The 20,576-nt window shown below is 52.5% G+C and carries 18 protein-coding genes; 1 reads left to right on the top strand and 17 read right to left on the bottom strand.

Going from position 1 to position 20,576, the window contains the following annotated elements:
* Positions 1 to 76: 76 nt before the first annotated feature.
* The 16 genes from AACZ64_RS02925 to leuC all read right to left on the bottom strand — a co-directional run bounded on the left by AACZ64_RS02925 (position 77) and on the right by leuC (position 17,749).
* Positions 77 to 994 carry a MoxR family ATPase gene (locus AACZ64_RS02925; protein ID WP_293615704.1) on the bottom strand — a complete coding sequence of 306 codons (918 nt, stop codon included), beginning with the start codon at positions 992 to 994 and terminating at the stop codon, positions 77 to 79.
* A 40-nt stretch (positions 995 to 1,034) separates the two neighbouring features.
* The gene (locus AACZ64_RS02920) at positions 1,035 to 2,237 is read right to left on the bottom strand and encodes an O-succinylhomoserine sulfhydrylase (RefSeq protein WP_293615692.1); all 1,203 of its coding nucleotides are present in this window, start codon (positions 2,235 to 2,237) and stop codon (positions 1,035 to 1,037) included.
* Positions 2,237 to 3,778: an amidophosphoribosyltransferase gene (purF, locus tag AACZ64_RS02915; RefSeq protein ID WP_293615691.1), complete on the bottom strand. Its 1,542-nt coding sequence runs from the start codon at positions 3,776 to 3,778 to the stop codon at positions 2,237 to 2,239. The genes AACZ64_RS02920 and purF overlap by 1 nt, the downstream gene beginning before the upstream one ends.
* A gap of 55 nt (positions 3,779 to 3,833) precedes the next feature.
* The gene (locus AACZ64_RS02910; protein ID WP_293615690.1) at positions 3,834 to 4,328 is read right to left on the bottom strand and encodes a CvpA family protein; all 495 of its coding nucleotides are present in this window, start codon (positions 4,326 to 4,328) and stop codon (positions 3,834 to 3,836) included.
* Between the two features lie 53 nt (positions 4,329 to 4,381).
* Positions 4,382 to 4,918, bottom strand: a complete 537-nt coding sequence (locus AACZ64_RS02905; RefSeq protein WP_293615689.1) for an SPOR domain-containing protein — start codon at positions 4,916 to 4,918, stop codon at positions 4,382 to 4,384.
* Positions 4,908 to 6,167 (bottom strand): cyanophycin synthetase, encoded by a 1,260-nt coding sequence (locus AACZ64_RS02900; RefSeq protein WP_293615688.1) that lies wholly within the window; start codon positions 6,165 to 6,167, stop codon positions 4,908 to 4,910. Before AACZ64_RS02900 ends, AACZ64_RS02905 begins: the two co-directional genes overlap by 11 nt.
* A complete protein-coding gene (accD, locus tag AACZ64_RS02895) occupies positions 6,145 to 7,038 on the bottom strand; it encodes an acetyl-CoA carboxylase, carboxyltransferase subunit beta (RefSeq protein WP_036860168.1) in 894 nt (297 codons plus the stop codon). Before accD ends, AACZ64_RS02900 begins: the two co-directional genes overlap by 23 nt.
* Before the next feature lie 11 nt (positions 7,039 to 7,049).
* Positions 7,050 to 7,865 carry a tryptophan synthase subunit alpha gene (gene trpA / locus AACZ64_RS02890; protein WP_293615687.1) on the bottom strand — a complete coding sequence of 272 codons (816 nt, stop codon included), beginning with the start codon at positions 7,863 to 7,865 and terminating at the stop codon, positions 7,050 to 7,052.
* Positions 7,866 to 7,901: 36 nt separating this feature from the next.
* Positions 7,902 to 9,086 (bottom strand): tryptophan synthase subunit beta, encoded by a 1,185-nt coding sequence (gene trpB, locus AACZ64_RS02885; RefSeq protein ID WP_051921653.1) that lies wholly within the window; start codon positions 9,084 to 9,086, stop codon positions 7,902 to 7,904.
* A 49-nt stretch (positions 9,087 to 9,135) separates the two neighbouring features.
* Complete coding sequence (locus AACZ64_RS02880; RefSeq protein WP_293615686.1) at positions 9,136 to 9,756, bottom strand: phosphoribosylanthranilate isomerase; 621 nt, start codon at positions 9,754 to 9,756, stop codon at positions 9,136 to 9,138.
* 77 nt (positions 9,757 to 9,833) lie between these two features.
* Positions 9,834 to 10,697: a tRNA pseudouridine(38-40) synthase TruA gene (truA, locus tag AACZ64_RS02875; RefSeq protein WP_293615685.1), complete on the bottom strand. Its 864-nt coding sequence runs from the start codon at positions 10,695 to 10,697 to the stop codon at positions 9,834 to 9,836.
* A gap of 5 nt (positions 10,698 to 10,702) precedes the next feature.
* A complete protein-coding gene (locus AACZ64_RS02870) occupies positions 10,703 to 13,159 on the bottom strand; it encodes a FimV/HubP family polar landmark protein (protein ID WP_293615684.1) in 2,457 nt (818 codons plus the stop codon).
* Positions 13,160 to 13,411: 252 nt separating this feature from the next.
* Complete coding sequence (asd, locus tag AACZ64_RS02865) at positions 13,412 to 14,527, bottom strand: aspartate-semialdehyde dehydrogenase (RefSeq protein ID WP_293615683.1); 1,116 nt, start codon at positions 14,525 to 14,527, stop codon at positions 13,412 to 13,414.
* Between the two features lie 55 nt (positions 14,528 to 14,582).
* Positions 14,583 to 15,656 (bottom strand): 3-isopropylmalate dehydrogenase, encoded by a 1,074-nt coding sequence (gene leuB, locus AACZ64_RS02860; protein ID WP_293615682.1) that lies wholly within the window; start codon positions 15,654 to 15,656, stop codon positions 14,583 to 14,585.
* 12 nt (positions 15,657 to 15,668) lie between these two features.
* Complete coding sequence (gene leuD, locus AACZ64_RS02855; protein ID WP_293615681.1) at positions 15,669 to 16,316, bottom strand: 3-isopropylmalate dehydratase small subunit; 648 nt, start codon at positions 16,314 to 16,316, stop codon at positions 15,669 to 15,671.
* The gene (gene leuC / locus AACZ64_RS02850) at positions 16,313 to 17,749 is read right to left on the bottom strand and encodes a 3-isopropylmalate dehydratase large subunit (RefSeq protein ID WP_293615680.1); all 1,437 of its coding nucleotides are present in this window, start codon (positions 17,747 to 17,749) and stop codon (positions 16,313 to 16,315) included. The genes leuD and leuC overlap by 4 nt, the downstream gene beginning before the upstream one ends.
* 114 nt (positions 17,750 to 17,863) lie before the next feature.
* Between leuC and AACZ64_RS02845 the strand changes: the two genes are divergently transcribed.
* Positions 17,864 to 18,733: a LysR family transcriptional regulator gene (locus tag AACZ64_RS02845; RefSeq protein WP_293615679.1), complete on the top strand. Its 870-nt coding sequence runs from the start codon at positions 17,864 to 17,866 to the stop codon at positions 18,731 to 18,733.
* 30 nt (positions 18,734 to 18,763) lie between these two features.
* Here the strand turns inward: AACZ64_RS02845 and AACZ64_RS02840 are convergent, their stop codons facing one another.
* Positions 18,764 to 20,542: an acyl-CoA dehydrogenase gene (locus tag AACZ64_RS02840; protein WP_293615678.1), complete on the bottom strand. Its 1,779-nt coding sequence runs from the start codon at positions 20,540 to 20,542 to the stop codon at positions 18,764 to 18,766.
* Positions 20,543 to 20,576 lie beyond the last annotated feature (34 nt).

Below are 20,576 nucleotides of genomic sequence, written 5' to 3'. Positions count from 1 at the left end.
GACGGCCTTTTTTGTCCTGCAGCACGGGGCGAAAATACTGCCACATCGTACTCCGACTTCATCGTCCGCTGCTTGTTTAAAAAATATCCACTGCGCTCAGCACCAGATTGGCAAGCACATCGCCATCGTGATTGGCGCACTCTCCAGCACCGCGCAAACGATGACCTGCAACGGAGGGAAAAACGGCCTGAATATCTTCAGGAATCACATATTGCCGGCCATGGATCAGAGCCCAGGCGCGGGCACATTGCAGTACGGCCAATGCACCGCGTGGAGATAAACCGTAGTAAAAAACGGGATCATCGCGGGTAAATTGCACCAACCGTTGCAGGTAATCCACCAGATTTTCAGCCACTTTGACATCCGCTACATGTTGCTGGATCTGCAACAGCTGCTTTGCTGGCAATAATGTTTTGATCTCTGCCAATCGACTGCGGGGATTGACCCCTGACAGCAATGCCCGTTCGGAGCGTGGGTCCGGATAACCCAGCTCGATGCGCATCAGAAAGCGATCCAGCTGTGACTCCGGCAATGGATAGGTTCCCGATTGAGTCAGCGGGTTCTGGGTGGCTATTACAAAAAATGGATGCGGCAACGGCCGGGTTTCGCCTTCCACCGTCACCTGACCCTCGGCCATCGCTTCCAGTAATGCACTCTGGGTTTTTGGTGTCGTGCGGTTTATTTCATCAGCGAGCAACAATTGGCTGAACACCGGGCCGGGGTGAAATTCAAACTGTCCACGAGTTCGGTCATAAACAGAAATGCCCAATATATCGGCAGGCAACAGGTCACTGGTGAATTGAACACGGTTGTAGGAGAGGCCAAGAACAGCGGCAAGCCCCTGTGCCAGGGTGGTTTTTCCCATACCCGGCATATCTTCGATGAGCAGGTGCCCACCGGCAAACAGACAGGTAATCGCCAGCCGGATCTGTTCATCCTTGCCTATCAGCACCCTACCGATAGAGGTGATCAATTTGTCTACCACCTGACGCATATTGTTCACTTCCATATTGAGTGTGATTATGAGGAAGGAATCAGATAGCAGTCAAACCATGCAATAGGTCGCTCTTGATATCCTCAATGTCCTCGAGGCCAACGGCAACACGGATCAGGTTTTCAGTGATGCCCGAGGCCTTTTTCTGTTGATCGTTCAAACGGCCATGAGTCGTCGTTGCGGGATGGATAATGGTCGTCTTTGCATCACCAAGGTTGGCTGTCAACGAGAGTATTCGGGTACTGTCGATAACCTTCCAGGCCTGCTCTCGACCACCTCGCACCCGAAATGAAAGCACACCACCGAATCCGCGCTGTTGCCGTGCAGCGAGGTGGTGACCAAGATGATCGGGCAACCCGGCATAAAACACCTGCTCGACAGCCGGTTGCTGTTGCAACCACTCTGCCAATAGCTGTGCATTGGCAGAGTGTGCATCCATTCTCAATCTCAGCGTCTCAAGACCCTTGAGAAACACCCAGGCATTGAAGGGGCTCATGGTTGGCCCGGCACTGCGAATAAAAGACAACACTTCATTGACCAGCTCGCTTCGCCCACAAACCACCCCACCGAGACAGCGTCCCTGTCCATCGAGATATTTGGTTGCCGAGTGAATCACCAGATCGGCACCCAATGCGAGCGGTTTTTGCAGAGCCGGTGTGCAAAGACAGTTGTCGACAACAAAAAGTACATCCTCTGCACGGGCCAGTTCAGCGAGTGCAGTAATATCAGCCACTTCACAAAGGGGGTTGGAGGGCGTCTCCAGAAATAGCAATTTCGTTTCTGGCCGTATCGACTGTTTCCACAAGGCGAGATCGGTGACTGGCACAAAGGTGGTTTCCACACCCATCTTGCTCAGGTATTTATCGAGTAATACCGTGGTCGTTCCAAACACATCTCGTGAACAGACCAGATGGTCGCCGCTTTTTAAAAAAGCCATACAGGTACTCAGGATAGCCGCCATTCCCGATGAGGTCGCAACGGCTTGCTCTGCCCCCTCCAGAGCCGCAATACGCTCTTCAAAAGTTCGCACTGTCGGGTTGGTATAGCGGGAATAGACATTACCTGATTGGTCGCCAGAAAACCGTGCTGCTGCCTCAGCGGCATTGGCAAAGACGTAACTCGATGTCAGAAATAATGCTTCACTGTGCTCACCTTCTGCGGAGCGATGCTGTCCAGCGCGGACGGCCAGTGTATCCAGTCCGGCTTCAGCAAGAGGATTACCAATGTCGTCGACTGCTTTCATTACCTGAGTTCCATTTCCGAGTTATGCAGGCCAATGACCTCACCATTTCCCGAGGATAGCGATTTACCCTTTTTTGAATTGCTCTTGGCTTTATCGTTGCGGACTGATTCGAGCCTGTCCAGATAAGCCTGATTGACATCACCTGTTACATATTTACCGTCAAAGACAGCACAATCAAAGAACACAATACCGGAATTACCCTCTTTGGCACTGGCGATAAGGTCTTCCAGTTCCTGATATATGAGCCAGTCAGCACCGATCAACGTGGCGACCTCCTGCTCGGTTCTGTCATGGGCAATCAGCTCCCGTGCAGATGGCATGTCGATACCGTAAACATTGGGATAGCGAACCGGCGGCGCGGCCGATGCCACATAGACTTTACTGGCACCCGCCTCGCGGGCCATTTGAATAATTTCCCTGGACGTGGTGCCCCGAACAATGGAGTCATCCACCAGCAAAACATTTTTTCCCTTGAATTCCAGCCTTACCGGATTCAGTTTCTGTCGCACAGACTTCTTGCGCTCCTTCTGCCCAGGCATAATAAATGTCCGCCCGATATAGCGGTTCTTCATGAACCCTTCGCGGAATTTAACCTGCAAATGTTCAGCAATCGCCTGGGCAGCCACCCGGCTGGTATCAGGCACAGGAATCACCACGTCAATATCGTGATCCGGATATTGCCGGAGAATCTTCTCTGCCAGATGCTCACCCATGCGCAGGCGACACTTGTAAACAGAAATACTGTCAATAATGGAGTCGGGGCGGGCAAAGTACACATGCTCAAAAATACAGGGCATCAACTGCGGATTATCAGCACACTGCTGCAAATGGAGTTCACCCTGCTCATCCACATAAAGTGCTTCACCCGGTTCAATATCCCGGACCAGCTGAAAGCCGAGCACATCCAATGCGACACTCTCCGATGCCACAATATACTCAATGCCCTGTTCTGTTTCGCGCTGGCCGAAAACCAGAGGACGAATACCAAGAGGGTCCCGAAAAGCGACCATACCGTAATTGGCAATCATGCCCACCACCGCATAAGCCCCACGGCAGCGGCGATGTACACGCCTCACTGCTTCAAAAATATCGGCGGGTAAAGGCTGCAATTTACCCTGCAAGTGCAATTCATGGGCAAAAACGTTAAGCAATGCTTCAGAATCTGAATCCGTGTTGATATGTCTGAGATCTGACTTGAAAAGGTGTTCCATCAACTCATCGGTATTGGTCAGATTGCCATTATGTGCCATGCAGATCCCGTAGGGAGAGTTCACATAAAACGGCTGGGCCAGGGCAGCACCAGAACTACCGGCAGTCGGATAACGCACATGGCCGATACCCATGTTCCCTTCCAGCTCGGCCATGTGACGGGTATGAAACACATCCCGAACCAGGCCAACCCCTTTTCTCTGATTAAGGCGGCCACCGACACAGGTCATGATGCCTGCAGCATCCTGACCCCGATGTTGAAGCATCGTCAATGCATCATAGAGCTGCAATTTGACATCGCTTTTACCGACAATTCCGACAACGCCACACATGGACTAAACAACCTCGTTTTTAAAGACTTGCTGGCTGCGCTGTGACGCCTGTTCACTAGAGCAGATTTTTTAGAAAGCCTAACACCGCAGCTCCGGCCTCCCTGGCGAAATTTTCAAACTGCATAAAAAAAGAAATCAGGTGTGATTCCTGCCACCACACATCTTCTGTCACTGGCAGTATTTCCGTCAGGACAAGCAGTACCACCATAATAATGATCAGGCCCCGGGTCAGGCCAAACAATACACCCAGGAGCCGATCGGTGCCGGTCAGACCCGTCGCTTCCACCAGTTTTCCCAACAGATAACTACAGATACCGCCAATGATCAAAACAACAATAAACAGAGTAATCCAGGCAGTCAGCATACGCAGGGAAGGTGTTGAAATAAGATCAACCAACCATAATGCAAGCTCATCGTGGAAAATGGATGCAATGATTGCCGCTGCCAACCAGATTACCAACGATAGGGCTTCTTTGATGAAGCCTCTCACCGCGCTAATCAGCACAGAAAATCCTAAAACTGCAATAATCGCCCAGTCTGCCCAGTTCATGCTTTCATCATTTTTTAGAATGCCCGAGAGTGTATCAGAGCGAGGTTCTTCGGTCAGGGATCAAAGTGCAACATCAATGCATTGACACCATATTTTTTGTCGATGGCCGCTTTGTCTTCCATTAGCTTACTCTTTAGTACCTTGGGGCCCACGAAAACCCGGTTCAGCTCTCCGGTCTCGCCTTTCTGGTCTCGGACATAGGCGCTATAACCCTCCGCCAGAAGCTGCTTCAGCAATGACTGCGCCTTTTCCGCATCGCGAAAACTGCCCACCTGTAAAACCCAGGCTTCCGCAACACCCTCTTCAGTCAACGCCGGCGGCTGCGGTGAGGAAGTCTCAACCCCTGCATCTACCTCTTGCGAAACTTCGGGCTGGAAGATATTTTCATCGTCTATTGCAGCTTCAATATTGTCCGGGCGATTCGGTTCATCGACGACCACAGGAGCAATATCCGGGGAGTCGGGAATTTGCGAGCGAGTATCGACCTTGGCAGCATCGGAAAAATCAAACAGTAAAGCAAACAGAATCAGAGCCAGCGCCAGCAATACAAAGCCACCGACAATGCGCTGTTTCATATTTTCACTCAACATCCTTTTTTCCTTTTGGCAGGTTTTGCCACCAGTCCAGTATCGGTCCAACAGTAAAGAAAGAGCCGAAAACAACCACTTGGTCGTCGGGAGTAGCTTCACACAGGGCCGATTCAAGAGCGTTCAGCGGGGAAGAACAGACCCTCGTTCTGACGGATACCGACCCATTGGTATTGTACAACATCGATGAGAGCATACCTGCATCTGCGGCTCTCGGCTGGTTTGGTATATTGCAAAAGTACCAGCTTTTAACCATCGGTCCCAACGGTGCAAGAATATTTGGAATATCTTTATCCGCCATCAGACCGACAACCGCAATCAAGTGGCCCGAGAAACTATTGAGCCGATCTGCCAACAGTGTCGCTGCCTGGGGATTATGGGCCACATCCAACACCACGGATACACCATTGATAGTCACTTTTTGAAACCGGCCCGGCACCGCAACAGCACCGATTGCGCTGGTATCCACTTCAGAAGGTGTCAGACCCGTGATCAGACTGGTGGCTTGTAGAGCACAGGCAATACTGGCAGGCGGCAGGCAAGTCTCAGGCAACGGCACGAACTGCCTGGCCGAAAAATCCCTGCCATTGACCATCAGCTTTGCACCAACTTTCTCAGCGGTGCCGATTAACCCTGCAACTGGATTCGGGTCACCACAAATCAGCGGTTTACCTGCACGTGCAATGGCCGCTTTTTCAGCCGCTATTTGGTTGAGATCATCGCCGAGCCATTCCTGATGATCCAGCGCCACACCTGTGACAATCGCTATATCGGCATCAAGAATATTGACTGCGTCGAGCCGCCCTCCCAAACCGACTTCGAGAAGCGCAACATCCAGTTCCTCCCTGGCCATCAGTATCAGGGCAGCCAGCGTACCAAATTCGAAGTACGTCAGGCTCGTCTGCCCTCTGGACTGCTCTATTTGTTCAAATGCTTCACAAATGGCCTCATCACTGACGCAATGGCCATCAATGACTATGCGCTCGCGGTAGTTGATCAGATGAGGCGATGTATAGCAGGCCACGCGATAACCTGCAGCGGCCAACAACGCTTGCAGTGCAGCGATGCAAGAGCCTTTGCCGTTGGTACCGGCAATGGTGACGATGGTTTTTGCGGGCGAACGACTGCCCGGCACATCCACCAACCCCAACTCCCTGGCAACCAGGCGAATCCGCCCCAGACCAAGCTCAATTTCTTTGGGATGCCTGTTTTGTAACAGGGTCAGCCATTCACTCAGTGAGCGCTGGGGCATCGATATGATCAGGTTCTGGACAATGGGTGAACTTTGAAATGAGTGACGCCAGCGTATCCCGAAGCTCAGGGCGAGGAATGATTAAATCGATTGCTCCGTGCTCCAGCAGAAATTCTGCGCGCTGGAAGCCCTTGGGCAATCGCTGACGGATGGTTTGTTCAATAATGTTGGGCCCGGCAAAACCGGCTCTTGCCGCAGGCTCGGCGGCATTAATATCGCCCAACAGTGCAAGACTGGCAGAAACACCGCCATATACAGGGTCTGTCATTACCGAGATATAGGGCGTTCCCTGACTTTTAAGCCTTTCTATAATTGCGCTGGTTTTGGCCATCTGCATGAGTGATATCAGCGCTTCCTGCATACGCGCACCGCCAGTGGCGGAAAAGCAGATCAACGGGATATTTTCCTGCAGGGAAACCTGGGCTGCACGGGTAAAGCGTTCACCAACCACATAACCCATGGAACCACCGTGAAAGGCGAACTCAAATGCCACTGCAACAACGGGCATGCCCTTTAATGTGCCCTTCATAGCCACCAGCGCGTCATCTTCACCGGTCAGTTTCTGGGCATCATTCAATCGGTCTTTATATCGCCGTACATCCTTGAACTTGAGACGATCAACGGGCTTGACTTCCGTGGCAAGCTCTTCACGGCCCTCCCGATCAAGAAAGAAGTCCAGTCGACGGCGGGCACCTATACGGAGGTGGTGATCACACTTCGGACAAACTTCAAGATTCTTTTCGAGCTCTGGACGATAAAGTGGTGCACTGCATTTAGGGCATTTTTTCCACAGCCCTTCGGGAACACTCTGGGTGCGATCTTTTTTCTGGGTCGCCGGACCCTTGGGGCGGATTTTTTCCAACCAGCTCATAGTTTATTCCGTCAGTTATCCAGTGCATCCCGCATTTCTGCGACCAGGCTTGAAACTGCCTTTGAAAAAGTCTGTGGTGACGTCTCACCGCGCGCAGCCAGCTCAGCCATTTTACTCACCAGCACACTACCAACCACCACGCCATCGGAGAGGTCGGCAACAGCGCGCGCTGAGGCACCATCTTTAATCCCGAATCCTACACAGACTGGCAGGTCAGTCAATGTGCGGATATGGTCCACATGCTGTTTCACTGACACCACATCGAGATTACCCGCACCGGTCACACCTTTCAGCGAGACATAATAAATAAAGCCACCGGCCATTTCTGCAACCATTTTCTGTCGCTTGTCACTGCTGGTGGGTGCCAACAGAAAAATATTTTCCATGCCCGCTTCACCGAGCTGTTGATTAAATTCCCCCGCTTCCTCAGGGGGAAGATCGACTGTCAGGACTCCATCAATCCCGGCATCGAGAGCGAGCTCAATAAAATGCTGATAGCCCAGCCGCTCTATGGGATTGGCGTACCCCATCAAAATGACCGGAGTGGTGGCATTGGTCTCCCTGAATTGTTTCACCAACGTCAACGCATCACGCAGGCTGCTACCATGGGCCAAGGCACGCTCATGGGCCTTCTGAATCACCGGCCCCTCAGCAGTCGGATCTGAAAAAGGAACCCCGAGCTCGAGAATATCGGCACCATTTTCGACCAGAGCATGCATCACCGGCAACGTCACATCCGCGGCGGGATCACCTAATACTACATAAGGAATCAGGGCCTTGCGGCCCTGTTGTTTAAGAACTTCAAAACGTTGTTTAATCCTGTTCACAGACAATTTTCCAACTTCTTTTTTATTAATGCATGATTACAGAGTGATGCCATCGATTTCTGCAACCGTCAGAATATCTTTGTCACCCCGTCCAGAAAGATTCACTACGATGGTCTGATCTGGATCCATCTGGCGAGCCAATTTTTCGGCATAGGCAATCGCATGACTGGACTCCAGGGCCGGCATGATACCTTCGATTCTGGTCAGATGACGAAATGCATCCATCGCCTCATCGTCGTCAATGGCCACGTATTTGACACGACCGATATCTTTCAACCAGGAATGCTCCGGACCAACTCCGGGGTAATCCAGTCCAGCTGAGATGGAGTGGGTTTCAATAATCTGTCCGTTTTCGTCTTCCATCAGGTAAGTACGGTTACCGTGGAGAACACCGGGAATGCCATCGTTAAGCGGTGCAGCGTGTTTCCCTGTACCGAGGCCAAACCCACCGGCCTCCACTCCGTACATCGCGACCGATTCGTCTGCCAGAAACGGGTGAAACAAACCGATGGCGTTTGACCCTCCACCAACACAGGCGACCAGGGCATCTGGCAATTTACCGGTTTGGGCCAAGGACTGCTGACGGGCCTCGCGGCCGATCACGGATTGAAAATTCCTCACCAGTTCCGGGTAGGGATGAGGCCCGGCACAGGTGCCAATGATATAGAACGTATCATCGACATTGGTCACCCAGTCGCGCAGTGCTTCATTCATGGCATCCTTGAGTGTTCTGGAACCCGAAGTGACGGGCACAACCGTCGCACCAAGCAACTTCATACGGTAGACATTCAGGGATTGGCGCTGAATATCTTCCTCGCCCATGAACACATGGCATTCCAGACCGAGGCGGGCAGCCACGGTGGCCGTGGCCACGCCGTGTTGACCAGCACCGGTTTCGGCAATCACCCGTTGCTTGCCAGTATGCTTGGCCAGCAACGCCTGACCGATCGTATTATTGATTTTGTGTGCACCGGTGTGGTTCAGATCCTCACGCTTCAGAAACAGTTTTGCGCCACCGGTTTCCCTGGTCCAACGCTCCGCAAAATACAGCGGTGATGGACGTCCGACATAGTGGGCCAGGTCGTAATCAAACTGCGCCTGAAATTCGGGATCATCTTTTAAGCTGCGATAGATACTCTCTAGCTCATCCAGCGCATAAATCAGGGTTTCAGAAACAAAGCGTCCACCGTAGGGGCCGAAATGGCCATGGGCATCCGGCATCTGGTTAAAATCAATCGAGGCTTTCTTGTTCACTGTGTTCTCCGACGTGTTACCCAGCTGAAGCGCGGGCAATAAACTGTTCTATGAGTCGAGCGGATTTAATACCCGGAGCCGCCTCCACACCACCACTCACATCTACTGCGTAGGGTCGGGTCTGCGAAACGGCATCAGCCACATTGCCGGGGTTCAAACCGCCCGCCAGAATCAGCGGAAAATCTGAACCCGATGGCAGACGCCGCCAGGCAAATGTTTCTCCGGTACCGCCATACTTGTCTTTATGCCAGGCATCAAACAGAAATCCGCTCGCGGTGGGGAACCGCGCCAGCTCCCTTGACAGATTCAGGTCCGGCGCCATTCTTATCGCTTTGATAAACGGTCTGCCAAACTGCCGGCAATACTCATTGTCCTCATCGCCATGGAACTGCAGAAGTTGCAGCCCCACTCTCTCAAGTGTCTCTACCACCTGTTGCTGCGGAGCATTGACAAACAAACCGACCGTTGTGACAAAAGGACCCACTTCAGCTGAGATGACTGCGGCATCTGATAGGCCCACAAATCTGGGGCTTTTTGCATAAAACACCAGACCTATCGCGTCAACTCCGGCAGCAGCAGCGACACGAGCATCTTCCGGTCGGGTTATACCGCAGACTTTGACACGAGTTCGTTTCACTATGCGCCCCATTGATTCTGGAAGGATTGTAGCAAAAAAAGCACTGATTGAGGCTATTGAGCACTGCCCTTCTTCGATCAGGCGTCTGCAATAAATTGAGGGCCTGGCACAAACAGAGGTACGTCAAAACAGTCGGGGTAGTTCACTCTCACCAGATACAAACCGTTAGGTGGAGCAGTTGGCGGCGCTTTAGTACGATCCCGCAACAATAACAGTTCTTTCAACCAGTCTTTTGATCTGTCGCCACGACCGATACAGAGCAATGCTCCAACAATATTGCGGACCATATGGTGGAGAAACGCATTTGCCGTTATTTCAACAATGACGAGGTCTGCCTGTCGCCAAACCCTGGCTCGCTGGATATTGCGGTTTGGTGAGTTGGACTGACAGCCTGCAGCCCGAAAGGAACTGAAATCATGTTCTCCGATCAAGTGCTGGATGGCCCGATGCATGTCAGGCGCATTCAGCGGTCGCTTCTCCCAACTCAACCCATGGTAGAAAAGCGCGGAACGCTGAGCCTGATTGGTAATCAGGTATCGGTAGGTTCTGGCTGTGGCACTGAAACGCGCATGAAAGTCTGCTGTTTGTTCGGCCACCCAGTGCAACCTTATCCCGTAGGGTAAATTGGCATTACCACCCAGTAGCCAGTTGCGATTAAGCCTCTTCGCAGCAGTATCAAAATGAATGATCTGGTTGGTACCGTGTACACCGGTATCCGTGCGTCCCGCACAAACGACCGATATGGCCTCATTGGCAACCCTGGACAGAGCTGCTTCCACTGAAGCCTGCACACTGGGGCTATGTCGTTGCCGCTGCCAACCACAAAAAGTGCTGCCGTCGTATTCGACGGCAGCAGCGATGCGCTTTACCCCGGCAGGAAGAACAAAGTCCTCAGCCGAGTGCCCGAGAGACGGGGTCTCTCGGGTTAGTCCCGGAATCATTGTTGTCAGGAAAGTGTCTCGAGTAGGTCGTTAGCTTTTTTGCGCTGCTCTTCGGTGCCACTCTGAAGCACCTCCTCAAGCAAATCGCGCGCATTGTCCGGGTCACCCATATCCACATAGGCTTCTGCCAGAACCAGTTTGGTATCGGACTCATCATCGTCACCCAGTGAGTCCTCCACACTAGCGAGATCATCAAAGCCATCATTTTCTGTCCGGGGTTCAGCCTGCTCATCTTCTTCTTTCGCGGGGCCTTCTTCATCAAAATCAATATTCTGCATGCCCTCATCGATTTCGGTCGACAGTGCACCCAGGTCCATGTCCTCGAGGTCAAGATCCAGATCAAAGTCCGGCTCGGCTTCCCCGGCGGATGGTTGCGTGTCCGGAGATGTTGCGGTCAAACCGTCATCAGCGGAAACCTTATCGGCAGAGCTCTCTTCAGCAGAAAATCCACCTGAAGCGAAAAGGTCAATGTCGTTTAAATCACGATCTGCCGACGGCGTTACACTCTCTTCATCTTTCGGGTAAGTGTCATCCTCAAGGGAGGCATTGGGGGACACGTCACCCAGATCGTAATCAAGTGTCGGAGCCTCAAAGTCGGCCGAACCTACTGAAGTATCCGGTATCTCACTTGAAATATCAGCCTGGACATCAGAGTCGTCCGGGGAATCCGATTTTCCTGGCAACAACTCTGCTTCAAGAGCAAGCGCCCGAGCATCGGCCTGACTGTCATTGAGCTCGGCCAGTGAAGCCTTATCTGCCTCAAAGGCATCCGGGTTATTGGCGTTGACATGCACTTCCAGCAATTTTAGACGCAGCGAGCTGTCCTGCGGATCAGCCTCTATGGCCTTGCGAAGAATATTCTCAGCCTGACGATAATTTCCCAGCGAAAGATAGATATCTGCTTCGCCCTTAGGGTCAACGCCTTCACCATCACCAAGCTCGAGCTCCTCAAGGTCTTTTAAATCTGACTCATCCAGCTCTGCGGCAACTTCATGGACATACTGCTTTTCTGTCTCAGTAAAGGTTTCGGCAAGATTTTCTTCAGGATATTCAGACTCTTTAGGGGTCGCCAGAGTTTGGAGTGAGACCTCGCCCTGGTCATCATCATCGTTTTTCCGATTGCGGAAAAACATGACCACCGCCAGTAAAAGCGCAAGTAGCGCAATCAAGGGATAAAGCAAATAGTCCATCCAGCCCGCCAGACCCAATGACCTGTCACCTTGACCACCTTGAGTTGATGCAGGTTCGGCAACGGTATTGGCTTCAACATCTGACGCTGCGGGCTCTTTGAGGGCTGAGGGCTCTTTTTGGGCTGAAGGCTCTTCTATGGCGGAAGGCTCTTCTGCCTGAACTGCCAACTGAGTGCCGCGCAGGGAGTCATCCTGAATTTCCACCAGACGATTCATGGTGGACAACTGTTCTTCCAGGTTGGCGATACGGGTTTTCAGATCATCATTTTCACGAAGGGTCTTGTCCAGTTCTTCCTGTGCAGCTATTAGTTCGTCCTGTCCGGAACCGGAGGAGCCGTCAGCCTGACCGTCACCATTCACGTTTCCAGTGGATTGCTCGCTGGCATCATCGGTGCCCAGCGCAGCGAGCTTGAGACGACCTTCTCCCGCAACCGCAGAATCAGTGGCCGCCGCACCCTGTTCGGTAGCATCCAGCACAGGGGCCAATGCCTCGTCCTCTTTAGCAGGTATCGATTCAGGCTGACTGAGTTCAGTCCTGACTTCTGTTTGGGTCAGTGCCCGAATATCACTACCCTCCGGCAACCGAAGAACAGCCCCTTTTTTCAGCAGGTTGATATTGTCATTGATGAAAGCATCCGGATTGAGTTGCTTGATAGCCGCCATAGTCTGATTCATGGTGGCCTGCCGGGGACGAATCCGCTGGGCAATGGCCCAGACCGTGTCGCCGGCGTTGACGCTGTATTGACCGTCACCTGCTACAGCTGACTGACTGGAGGGCGTATCTGATACAGGCTTGGGCGTCGTTGGATTGCTGCGGAGCTGCGGGCCGGAACTCGCAGCCTCAATCTTTTTTGCAGCAGTCTTCTCCGAAGCATAGACCGGTAAATCAAGCAACAGGGTATATTCGCGCACAAGACGACCGGTTGGCCACTGAACCTCTACCAGAAAATTCAAATAGGGCTCGCGAATAGGTTTCTTTGAAGTAATCCTGAGCACAGGTTGAGCACGGTTTGCGAGATCCACTGAAAAATTCAAATCTGTCAACAGGAACAGTCTTTCGACACCTGCGTTTTTGAAATCCCCCGGGGAACCCAATCCAACCAGTATTTCGATATCAGTCAGTTCACCAATGCTGGTCAATTGAACTTCGGCATCAAGTGGTTCATTGAGGGATGAGTTCAACTTGATCTCCCCCAGCCCCAAAGCCAAAACGGTGTTAGTCAGCAACAGGCCAAGCAAGCCGGTGGTCAATATCAAGGTACGCAGCGTCATAGGATATTCCCTGTTTTACTTTGTGAGACAGTTTCCTGCCCGGGTCTGAAACTTTTCAGAAAACTGTTCACACCTTATTAGGTTCCGTCTGCAAGTATTTATGACTAATAAGAATTGTTCAACTGCCATGACAACCAAATATCGACAAATAACCGAACTGATCAACCTGAACTATGACCGATTGCACAAAACCGGCCCCTGTTCAATGCAGTTAATGCTGCCCTGAACACGATGCGGGCCGATTTTCAACCGTCAGGCTTCCAGTAATATGCGCAACATCCGACGCAGTGGTTCCGCTGCGCCCCATAAAAGCTGGTCGCCAACTGTAAAAGCAGATAGGTATTGACTACCCATATTCATTTTACGCAATCGCCCTACCGGCACATGCATATGACCGTTAACCGCCGCTGGCGTCAATTCTCGCAGCGATGCCTCACGTTCATTGGGCACAACCTTAACCCAATCATTGGACTCGGCAATGATGGACTCTATTTCATCCAGGGGCACATCCTGAGCCAGCTTTACGGTCAACGCCTGACTGTGACAACGCATCGCACCGATACGGACACAGATGCCGTCAACCGGAATCATCGTATTACCAGAGCGGCCTAGAACCTTATTGGTTTCAGCCTGGCCTTTCCACTCCTCCTTGCTTTGTCCGCTCTCCAACTGCACATCAATCCAGGGCAACAGGCTACCCGCTAACGGTGCGCCAAAATGATCCGTCGGCAGTGAGCTACTACGCATGGCAGCCGCAACTTTTTGATCAATCTCAAGAATTGCAGAGGCAGGATCGGCAAGTTCTGGTGCCACCGAGTGTTCGATAGCGCCCATTTGGGCAATCAGTTCACGCATATTCTGTGCACCCGCGCCGGATGCCGCTTGATACGTCATGGCTGAGGTCCACTCTACCAATCCTTTATTGAACAAGCCGCCCATCGCCATCAGCATCAGGCTGACGGTACAATTGCCACCGATAAAGTTTTTGACCCCACGACCGATGCCATCTTTAATCACAGACAGATTAACCGGGTCCAGAACAATCAGCGCATCATCGGCCATCCGCAACGCAGAGGCGGCATCAATCCAGTAGCCCCGCCAACCAGCGTTTCGCAACTGCGGGTACACCGCTTTGGTGTAATCGCCTCCCTGACAGGTAATGATAATGTCCATTTTTGCCAGTGATTCGACATCATTGGCATCCTGTAACGGCGGAACATCGACGCCGACCTGAGGGCCGGGCTGCCCCAACTGGGAAGTCGTAAAGAATATGGGCTCGATTAGAGCGAAGTCATTCTCCTGCTGCATGCGGTCCATCAGGACCGAACCCACCATTCCTCGCCAACCTACAAAACCAACTTTATTCATTTAATTCAACCTATTATAAATTCATTAGAGAAATTACTTTAATTTAAAGCACGCCTCAGAGTGCTGCTGCTACCGCATCACCCATTTCAGCGGTGCTCACCTTTCGGGTGCCTTCAGTATAGATGTCTGACGTACGCAGTCCATTATCCAACACGGCGCTCACAGCCTGTTCAATCGCAACGGCGGCCTCCGGCGCCTGCAGTGAGTAACGCAGCATCATTGCAGCGGAGAGTATGGTTGCGAGAGGATTGGCAATGCCCAGCCCGGTAATATCTGGCGCTGAACCATGACAGGGTTCATAGAGGCCTTTGCGGTTCCTGTCGAGCGAAGCGGAGGGCAGCATGCCTATCGAACCGGTTAACATCGCAGCCGCATCTGACAGGATGTCACCAAACATATTGCCAGTGACAATCACATCAAACTGCTTGGGCGCCTTGATCAGCTGCATGGCAGCATTATCCACATACATGTGACTCAGCTCTACGTCCGGATAGTCACTTGCCAGCGCTTGCATCACTTCTCGCCAGAGAATAGTGGCCTCCAGCACGTTGGCCTTGTCCACGGAACAGACCCGGCGGTTGCGCACTCTGGCGGCCTCAAATGCCAGCTTGCCGATACGAACAATTTCAGATTCCGAATATTTATAGGTGTTGAAGCCCTCGCGCTCACCATTTTCCAGCACCCGGATACCTCTGGGCTCACCGAAATAGATGCCACCCGTTAACTCACGAACAATCAGGATGTCCAGGCCAGACACAATTTCCGGCTTCAGAGACGAGGCCCCTGCCAGCTGGGGGTAGAGAATCGCAGGCCGCAGATTACCGAACAACCCCAGGCTTGAACGCAATTTGAGCAAACCTTTCTCGGGACGTAACTGCCTGTCAACCCCATCCCACTCAGGTCCCCCGACTGAGCCCATCAAAACGGCATCACTCTGACGGGCTTTTTCCAGGGTCGTTTCAGGGCAGGGGTCCCCTACTGTATCGTAGGCGGCACCACCCAACAGGCCCTCTTCAAATTGCAGGCCGAGATGGAACCTTTCATCAATGCGATGCAGCACCTTAAGGGCTTCGTTAACAATTTCGGGGCCAATATGGTCTCCCTTTAATATCAGTACTTTTCTACTCACCTCAGGAATCCTTTATTTAATGGCATGAAACAGCCATGGACAATCTATCTCATGCTGTGCCTCATAGGCATGAATGGCATCAGCCTGTTTGAGGGTCAGACCAATTTCATCCAGCCCTTCCAGCAAACACTGCTTATAAAACGGGTCAATCTCAAAGGAGAGTTCTTCGCCATCTGGTTTGATCAACCGTTGGCGAGGCAGATCCACGGTCAACTGATAGCCAGGATTCTGTTCAGCCTCACGAAACAAATTACTAACAATATTTTCATTTAAAACAATAGGAAGTAATCCATTTTTAAAGCAATTATTGAAGAATATATCGGCATAACTGGGAGCGATAATCACCCTGAACCCATAGTCCTCCAGAGCCCACGGCGCATGTTCACGACTGGAACCACAACCAAAGTTTTCTCGAGCCAACAGGATGGAAGCCCCCTGATAGCGAGACCAGTTGAGCGGAAAATCCGGATTGAGAGGTCTTTCGCGACCACTCTGTCCAGGTTGACCCTCATCGAGGTAACGCAATTCATCAAACAGATTGGGACCGAACCCGGTGCGCTTGATCGACTTCAAAAACTGTTTTGGAATGATCATGTCGGTATCGACGTTGGCCCTGTCCATAGGAGCCACCAGTCCTTTATGTACGGTAAACACTTTCATGCCATGCTCCCCTGCTTCAACGAACGAACATCTGTAATATGCCCTGCAATAGCGGCAGCCGCGGCCATGGCTGGACTAAGCAGATGAGTGCGGCCACCGTTACCCTGACGCCCTTCAAAATTCCGATTGGACGTTGAAGCACAGTGTTCGCCCGCGCCGAGTTTATCGGCATTCATGGCCAGACACATGGAACATCCGGGCTCTCGCCACTCCATGCCTGCTTCGATAAATATTTGATCAAGCCCTTCAGATTCAGCCTGCGCCTTGACCATTTGAGAACCCGGTACAACCAACACCTGTTTGACGGTTGACGCCACCTTGCGACCATCGGCAATCGCGGCTGCAGCCCGCAAATCCTCAATACGGGAATTGGTACAGGAACCGATAAATACCCGGTCCACAGGAATGCTGGTCACAGGACTACCGCCCTGCAGGCCCATATATTTCAATGCGTGTTCGATAGCCTGACGTTTGACTGGATCCATCTCATCTTCAATGCGAGGGATGCTGCCCGTAACCGGGACAACCATCTCGGGCGAAGTACCCCAACTGACCTGCGGCACGATATCACTGCCACTGATGACGACCGTTTTATCAAAAACGGCATCTGAATCACTCTGCAGTGTCCGCCAATAACTGACAGCCCTGTCCCACATTTCACCGGTCGGGGCAAAACGGCGGCCCTTGAAATAGGCAATGGTTTTATCGTCAACGGACACCATGCCCACCCTGGCACCCGCCTCAATAGCCATATTGCAGACGGTCATGCGACCCTCAATCGACATATCACGAAAAACCTGTCCGGCAAATTCAATGGCGTAACCGTTTCCACCGGCAGTGCCTATCTCACCGATAACGGCCAGGATCACATCCTTCGCAGTGACGCCCGTTCCCAGCTCACCGTCCACCTGGATCAACAGGTTTTTCATTTTCTTGGTCACAAGGCACTGGGTAGCGAGCACATGTTCCACTTCTGAAGTTCCAATACCATGGGCCAGACAGGCAAATGCGCCATGGGTCGCCGTGTGGGAATCACCACAGACAACGGTCATACCGGGCAGCGAAGCGCCGAGTTCTGGGCCCATCACATGCACAATGCCCTGCCCCATTTCATTCATTTTAAATTCACGGATACCAAAAGACTCACAGTTCTCATCCAGCGTCTTCACCTGAATCCGGGACGTTTCATCCGGGATCGCATCCACACCCGCTGCACGCTCTTCGCGGTCTGTCGATATATTGTGGTCAGGCGTGGCAATATTTGTATCCAGCCGCCAGGGTCTGCGATCAGCCAACCGCAAACCCTCAAATGCCTGCGGCGAGGTCACCTCATGCAGAATATGACGGTCGATATACAGTAGCGCAGAACCGTCTGCTCGCTGCTGCACCAGGTGTGCGTCCCAAAGTTTATCGTAAAGGGTTTTTCCAGCCATCTTATGCACCAGTAAAATTGATCATTGCGAGTATTTTAAGGATCGCCATCAAATAACACAAATTCATCTTTTTTATAATTTTGATTCTTATATGGAATAGGTATACTTGACATCATGGATACCCAATTACTTGAATCGTTTATAGCTGTGGCCGAGACGGGATCATTTTCAACTGCGGCCGAGCGCATTCATCTGACACAACCCGCCGTCAGCAAACGGATTGCGCTGCTTGAGGAAAAACTGAAATGCCGGTTATTTGACCGGATTGCCCGATCAGTCACCCTGACCGAGGCGGGGGAAGCACTCCTTCCCAGAGCCTCCCGTATCCTAGGGGAGGTTGCAGACACACAACAGGCCATCAGCGACCTCTCCGGAGATATTGCCGGCCGATTGCGGCTGGCCATCAGCCATCATATCGGACTGCACCGTTTGCCACCGGTTCTGAAACAATTCGCCCAACACCACCCCTCCGTGACCATGGAGGTGGATTTTATGGATTCAGAAAAAGCCTATGATGGGATTTTACAGGGCAGGTTTGAAGTGGCTGTCATCACCCTGGCGCCACAGCCCCACCCCAAGATCGAATCACGTATCATCTGGCCTGATGAGCTGGCTTTCATGGTGGCGGATGATCACAGCCTGCTGAAAGAACCCCAGGTGACACTCGAAACCCTGCGACGTTACCCGGCAATCCTTCCGGGACCGGGAACCTACACAGGCCGGATGCTTCGCAACGTGTTTGAGCAGCATGGCATACCTCTGCCAACCACCATGACCACCAACTACCTGGAGACCATCAAGATGATGGTCAGCATCAGTCTCGGCTGGAGCCTGCTACCCATCAGCATGGTAGAGCCCGGCATCCGAATCATCGAACTGCCCGGCATTACCATTGAGCGCCAACTCGGTTACATCCACCACCGCGAAAAAAGCCTGTCCAATGCCGGCAAGGCTTTTTTGCGGTTGCTGGACGCCAACCCTTAAAAGTTCGCAGTCAGCACTTGTAGACGACGATCAGAATGCGTCGATATCCAGCGCCATTACCGAGTCGGAACCCGCCTTGACCGCCGCCAGATAAGAGGCCGTTCTCGGCAGAACATGCTCTGCAAAAAAATTGGCTGTGGTCAGTTTGCTGCTATTGAAAAGCGGGTTTCCATTGTCCGCTTTTTGTAATTTAGAGGCCGCGACGGCGCTTTTTGCCAGCATGGCTCCGGCCACACAGGTGCCCATTAACATGAGCAGGTTATGCGCCATGGCACCCGGTGCAGCCCAGTTTTCATCGGCCGCACTGGCAAGAAGCACTTCGACCGCTTCTTTTAAATCAGCCAGCGACGCCGATAAAGACTCGGCGATTACCGGCAAGTCAGCATTGCCGACCTCTCGCAGCACAGGGTGGAGATCCTTGATCAACTCCATTGCGCCCAACCCCTGATCCCTGGCAATTTTACGCCCCACCAGATCCATGGCCTGAATACCATTAGTACCCTCGTAAATCGGCAGAATTCGAGCATCTCTCAGATGTTGGGCAGCGCCAGTCTCTTCCACGTAGCCCATACCACCGTGCACCTGTATGCCAAGGGACGCGACCTCCAGACTGATTTCTGTGCACCATCCCTTTACCAGCGGCGTCAAAAGATCAACCCGCCGCTGGTGATAGCGGCTCTGCTCCTGACCCTCCAGTTTATGGGCACGATCTTCGTGGGCCAATGCAGAATAGGCCATGGCACGGGCACCTTCAGTCAGGGCACGCATTTGCATCAGCATACGGCGGACATCCGGGTGATGAATGATGGCAACCCCGTTTTTACCCGGTATCGCGCCCTGAATCCGCTCTTTGGCAAAAGCCACCGCTTGCTGATAGGCACGCTCACTGACAGCGACACCCTGCAAGCCAACGGCGAGGCGTGCCTCATTCATCATGGCAAACATGTAGACCAGGCCCTGGTTTTCCTCACCGATCAGATAGCCCACTGCGCCACCGTTATCACCGAACGCAAGCGTGCAGGTGGGGCTCGCATGAATACCCATCTTGTGTTCAAGCCCAACGCAATAGACATCGTTGCGCTCACCGCGCGTGCCATCGTCCTTGAACTGATACTTGGGCACCAGAAAAAGGGAGATGCCCTTGACCCCGGCCGGGGCATCCGGAGTTCTGGCTAACACCAGATGAATAATGTTATCCGTGTACTCATGATCGCCCCAGGTGATGAAAATCTTTTGGCCACTAAGCAGATAATGGTCGCCATTGGGCGTGGCTTTGGTGCGCACTGCGGCCAGATCTGAGCCAGCCTGAGACTCCGTCAGGTTCATGGTGCCACTCCATTCACCGGAGATAAGTCGCGGCAGGTAAAAAGCCTTTTGTTCGTCGCTGCCATAAATACTCAGGGCTGTGACCACACCTTTGGTCAGCATGGGGCACAAACCGAACGCCATATTGGCAGACTGGCTCATCTCATCAACGGCGATGGACAGCACGCCAGGCATACCCTGACCACCAAAATCTACATCGGCGGCCAAACCCATCCACCCGGCTGCCAGCATCTGCTGATAAATGCCGTCCAGTACCGGTGCAGTGAGGACCGTCGTGCCATCGAGCCGGGTTCCCTGCGCGTCTGCGGGCTGGTTGGTCGGAGCGACCACTTCGCCAAAAAAGCGCGCGGCTTCAGTCAGGATAGCGTCCACCATATCCGGGGTGGCATCTTCAAAACCCGGCAATGCCGCGATCTCATTTATCGCCAAAACGTGATTGAGCAAAAAGGTCATGTCGGCTGTGGGTGCTCTGTAAACTGTCATGGTCTGAACCTTCTGAAAAATGCTTCCGAAAAAT

The organism is uncultured Porticoccus sp., from assembly GCF_963975625.1.
Lineage (GTDB): Bacteria > Pseudomonadota > Gammaproteobacteria > Pseudomonadales > Porticoccaceae > Porticoccus.
The sequence above is the reverse complement of the archived record's forward strand: the minus strand, read 5'-3'. Positions and strand labels throughout refer to the sequence as shown.